This window comes from uncultured Methanobrevibacter sp. (assembly GCF_937906425.1).
Taxonomy (GTDB): Archaea; Methanobacteriota; Methanobacteria; order Methanobacteriales; family Methanobacteriaceae; genus Methanobrevibacter.
Genome location: NZ_CALCYR010000216.1, coordinates 1 through 4,155 on the forward strand (window position 1 = coordinate 1; position 4,155 = coordinate 4,155).

5 protein-coding genes are annotated in these 4,155 nt (G+C 29.3%); 2 read left to right on the top strand and 3 right to left on the bottom strand.

The features are described 5' to 3' along the window. Positions 1–143: 143 nt before the first annotated feature. Together Q0138_RS06305 and Q0138_RS06310 are read right to left on the bottom strand one after the other, a co-directional pair. Positions 144–533 (bottom strand): hypothetical protein, encoded by a 390-nt coding sequence (locus Q0138_RS06305; protein ID WP_297982167.1) that lies wholly within the window; start codon positions 531–533, stop codon positions 144–146. A gap of 241 nt (positions 534–774) precedes the next feature. Then, positions 775–1,770: a cysteine peptidase family C39 domain-containing protein gene (locus Q0138_RS06310; RefSeq protein ID WP_297982169.1), complete on the bottom strand. Its 996-nt coding sequence runs from the start codon at positions 1,768–1,770 to the stop codon at positions 775–777. Positions 1,771–2,406: 636 nt separating this feature from the next. Between Q0138_RS06310 and argB the strand changes: the two genes are divergently transcribed. Both argB and Q0138_RS06320 read left to right on the top strand, forming a co-directional pair. Continuing rightward, positions 2,407–3,285, top strand: a complete 879-nt coding sequence (argB, locus tag Q0138_RS06315) for an acetylglutamate kinase (RefSeq protein ID WP_297982170.1) — start codon at positions 2,407–2,409, stop codon at positions 3,283–3,285. A 242-nt stretch (positions 3,286–3,527) separates the two neighbouring features. After that, positions 3,528–3,908: a hypothetical protein gene (locus Q0138_RS06320; RefSeq protein WP_297982172.1), complete on the top strand. Its 381-nt coding sequence runs from the start codon at positions 3,528–3,530 to the stop codon at positions 3,906–3,908. Between the two features lie 21 nt (positions 3,909–3,929). On the opposite strand, the gene Q0138_RS06325 is transcribed toward Q0138_RS06320, so the two are convergent. Beyond that, the coding region (locus tag Q0138_RS06325) for a hypothetical protein (protein WP_297982173.1) at positions 3,930–4,155 on the bottom strand (226 nt) is incomplete at its 5' end.

The window sequence follows — 4,155 nt, forward strand, 5'->3', positions numbered from 1 at the left end:
ATTTAATTAAAAATTTAATTTAAAAATAATTTAATTTAAAAATAATTTAATTTAAAAATAATTTAATTTAATTAAAAATTAGTTGGTTACAAATTGTAACCAACCTTTTTGGAGAAATATTTATTTTTAATTATTTTTTTCATTCATACTTCTTCTGCACTGATAACGTCATAATAAAACTCGTCAGGTTCCTCTTGGAGTTTTACTTTGAAGTCAAGATCAAATGCGCCGTCATTTGTTTTGTCAATATTTATTGTTTTTTCATCTAAGAGTTTTCCTCCTTTGTAGAAAACGACTTTCATATCTATGTCCTTATAGTCCTTGCCGTCTTCAGTGCTTATGGTCTGCTTGAAGTTCAGTTCTTTATTTTCACTGTTCCAATCTGTTGTTGGAGTTGCGGAAAAATCGAAAGCACCTGTAAGTTCCGGATTTTCTAAGCTGTAGGTGTCATTGTTTGAAGTAGCGGAAAAACCTGCTGCTGCAACAACTATAACTGCAATGGCTATTAGTAAATAAATGATTTTTTTATCCATATTATCTCCTCATAAGCATGGATTCAAATAATAAAATTTCAATATTTTAAAATTATCAAATGTTTAATTTTTATCATGTTTTTTTGATTATTTTAAAAATTTATTAAATTATCAAATGTTTAATTTTTATCATGTTTTTTTGATTATTTTAAAAATTTTTTAAAATTTGCTTGAAATTTTAAAATTTGTTTACTCCATTATCTTATAATAATACTTACTTTAATGTAATATTTATTGTTTTTTATTTGGCTTTGGAAATTGTTTTGCCCTTTTTGATGTTTGCCTTAATGGAAACGCTTGTTAAACGGTCATTGTTTTTGTAGACATATTTGTAAATAGGCACTTTGGCTTTATATTTTCCCCAAACATAGTAATAACCTTTCTTGTATTGCCATTGGCTGAATTGTGCTCCGTGAGCGGTTATTACCGGTTGGAGTTTCCATCCATATTTTCTTATGAATCCCCATTTCCAAACTGTCTTATAACCGACTATACGTCTTTCCCATCCATTTCCAATGATGGAATCCATGTCTGAATTTTCAATTATCTGGATATTTTGGCCGGTTAATTGGTTTCTTAAGCTTTCCTCATCTATTCTTGAAATGATTATTGCCTTTCCTGAGAAATACTTTTCAAATTCAGCTATTGTGAAATTGATGTTTCCCTCGATTGGATCTGCCAAAAATACGTACTTGTCTGTGATGTTATTGATTAGGCTCCAATGCCCTCCTTCACTTAGATTTAGGTGAACTATGAAGTTTTCCTTCAAGTCCATTGTATTGAGTTCAACTCCAAAGGCTGTTAGATTGTAATGTCTTGCAGTTTCCACAATGGATTTCATGCTTGTTCCATTTTCTGAACCATTTATAAGGCTTGAAACTTCATCCAATGTGATGTTTCTATCAAATCTGTTTAAGGCAGTTGCAAGTGAAGCCTGTCCACAGCTGGAATTGTCTTCGGCCATTACTATTCCATCTGTGTTTTTCACATCTTCAATTACTTCTATTTCCTCATCAACTTCCAGTAAATCACTTGAATTTACTTCTTTTTGCTTTTTATCTCCAATTTCAGTAAGCTTTGATTTAATAATGTCATTTAAGTTATTATGCTCAACTGAAAGAGATGAATTGGAGTCGCCAATATTATTTGATGTATCATTTTCAGCGGCTGAAACCTGATTCATCAATAGGAATATTAAAAGGCATGTCATCAATAAAATGCTTTTTTTATTTTTCATATTTTTTACCTCACTAATTTTTGCACCTGATTAAAGTTTTAAATTATTCAAACAGTTAACACATGGTTAACTATTTATTTGCTCTTTAAAACTTAAACTATTGTTAATGGATAGTTTATTTTAAAAAAGAAATATTATTTGTATTTAATCAAGGTAATTATTAAATTAAATTTTATTATATTTAAATTTATTCGTTTTTTGTTCTTGTTTTTTATTTTTATTTAAAAATTTTCATTTTGAAACAATTTTACTAAATCAAATCAATTTTTCACTTATTCTGAATTTAATTTTTATTTTGATTTTTTCAATTTTTTTATAATTTCCATAAAAGCTTTTTGGAAATTTTTTTAAATTTCATTGGAAAAAAATTGATTTTTTAGGTCATATTTTTATATTATTATAAACATATTTTAAGATTGTATAAAAATTTATCAAATTGCCTTAATTGACATTTTAAGATTTTAAAACATTTTTTTACTTTTCTTAAAAATGATTTTTTAAGATTGTATAAAAATTTATCAAATTGCCTTAATTGACATTTTAAGAAAAAATATTTGTAAATGTCTTGAATTGGATTTTAAGGATTATAAACGATAATTATTCTAATCAATTACTTAAAAATTTAAATGTGATAAAATGGACAAAATAGATTTGTTGGTAGATGCATTGCCATATATTAAAAAATTTTACAATAAGAAGGTCATGATTAAATACGGAGGCCATGCAATGGTGGATGATGAGGCTATGGCTTCCACAGCAAGAGATACAGTGCTTTTAAAATATGTAGGAATGGAACCTATGGTTGTTCACGGGGGAGGTCCTGAAATTACCCGTTCAATGAAAAAACTTGGTAAGGAACCTAAATTTATCAAAGGGCTTCGTGTAACCGATGAGGAAACCATGGGGATTGTAAAGATGGTTCTTGTAGGAACTATCAATACTGATATTGTATCTCAAATCTGCCTTAATTATGATAAGTGTGCAGGATTGTCTGGAAAGGACAATAAGCTAATTGAAGCTTCCAAGAAGATTCACAAGATAAAGGATGATGATACCGGTGAAGTTGAAGAGGTTGATTTAGGTTTTGTCGGCAAAATCGATAAAATTAATCCCGATGTTCTTGAAATGTATCTTGAAAATGATTATATTCCGGTTATTTCTCCAATCGGTATAGCAAAAGACGGCACTACATTAAACCTTAATGCAGACACTGTTGCAGGAGGTATAGCAAGTGAGGTTAAAGCTGAAAAATTGATTATATTGACAGATGTTCCTGGAGTTTTAAGGGATCCATCTGATCCAAGTACATTGATTCAAAAAATTAAGGTTGATGAAGTTCCTGCACTTATTGAGGAAGGAATTATTACAGGCGGTATGATTCCTAAAATCGAAACCTGTGTTGAAGCCATTAATAATGGTGTAAAATCAGCCCATATTTTGGACGGAAGAGTAAATCACACTATTCTTTTAGAGATATTTACAAAAGAAGGTATTGGAACAATGATTTATAAATAAGGAATTTATTTTCTTATTTTTTTTCAATTAAAATAGTTTTAATTTATTAATTTTGTAAATTAGATTAGTTTATGAAATTAATTTTAAAAATTTATTTTAAAATTTTTTTAAATTAGATTAGTTCTATTTAATTTATTTTAAAAATTTATTTTTTAATTTTTTTTTTAATTAGATTAGTTCTTTTTAATTAATTTTAAAAATTTATTTCTTTATTTTTTCAATAAATATTCTGGGGGTCTTATATGGATAATAAAGGAATTTTAATCATTTGCATTACTTTAATTATAGTCGTGGCAATTATTCTTGGTGCAATTGTTTTAATAAGTGGCAATAATTCAATTGATTTAGCTCATGCAAATAATACCAGCTCTGGCAATGATTTAAATTTAAGTAAGAATTCCAGTGATGTAAAGAATGCTACTGCAGTTTCAAATAAATCTACTACCAGTTCTCAAAAGGTTTATGGTGATTGGCAAAATGATTATGAAACTGGAGAGTATGATGAGTTTGGTTCACCTATTTACAGGTCTGTGTTTTCAACTTCTGGCGGTCAGTATGATCCTGGAATCTATGAGGCATATTGGTCTGAAAATGGACCTATTAATGAAACTAGGATAGGTTAATTTAAATTTAGTTATTTTTATTTATTTAAGGACTTTAAAGTTCTTTCTTTTCTCTTTGCCCGTCAGGTCAGTGAGCTTTCCGGCCGTGGTCAACGCATCGCTTACCTCGCCGTGCAGATCCTCTTCCCGCTGCTCAGTTCGATCCTGATCGGTCTGCTGAGTTTGCTGCTCGCCTTCGGAGACTACGACTGGGACGTCTTTCTGGGCTATCTGCACAACCCCTCGATCCTGCTGCTCAACCTTCTTC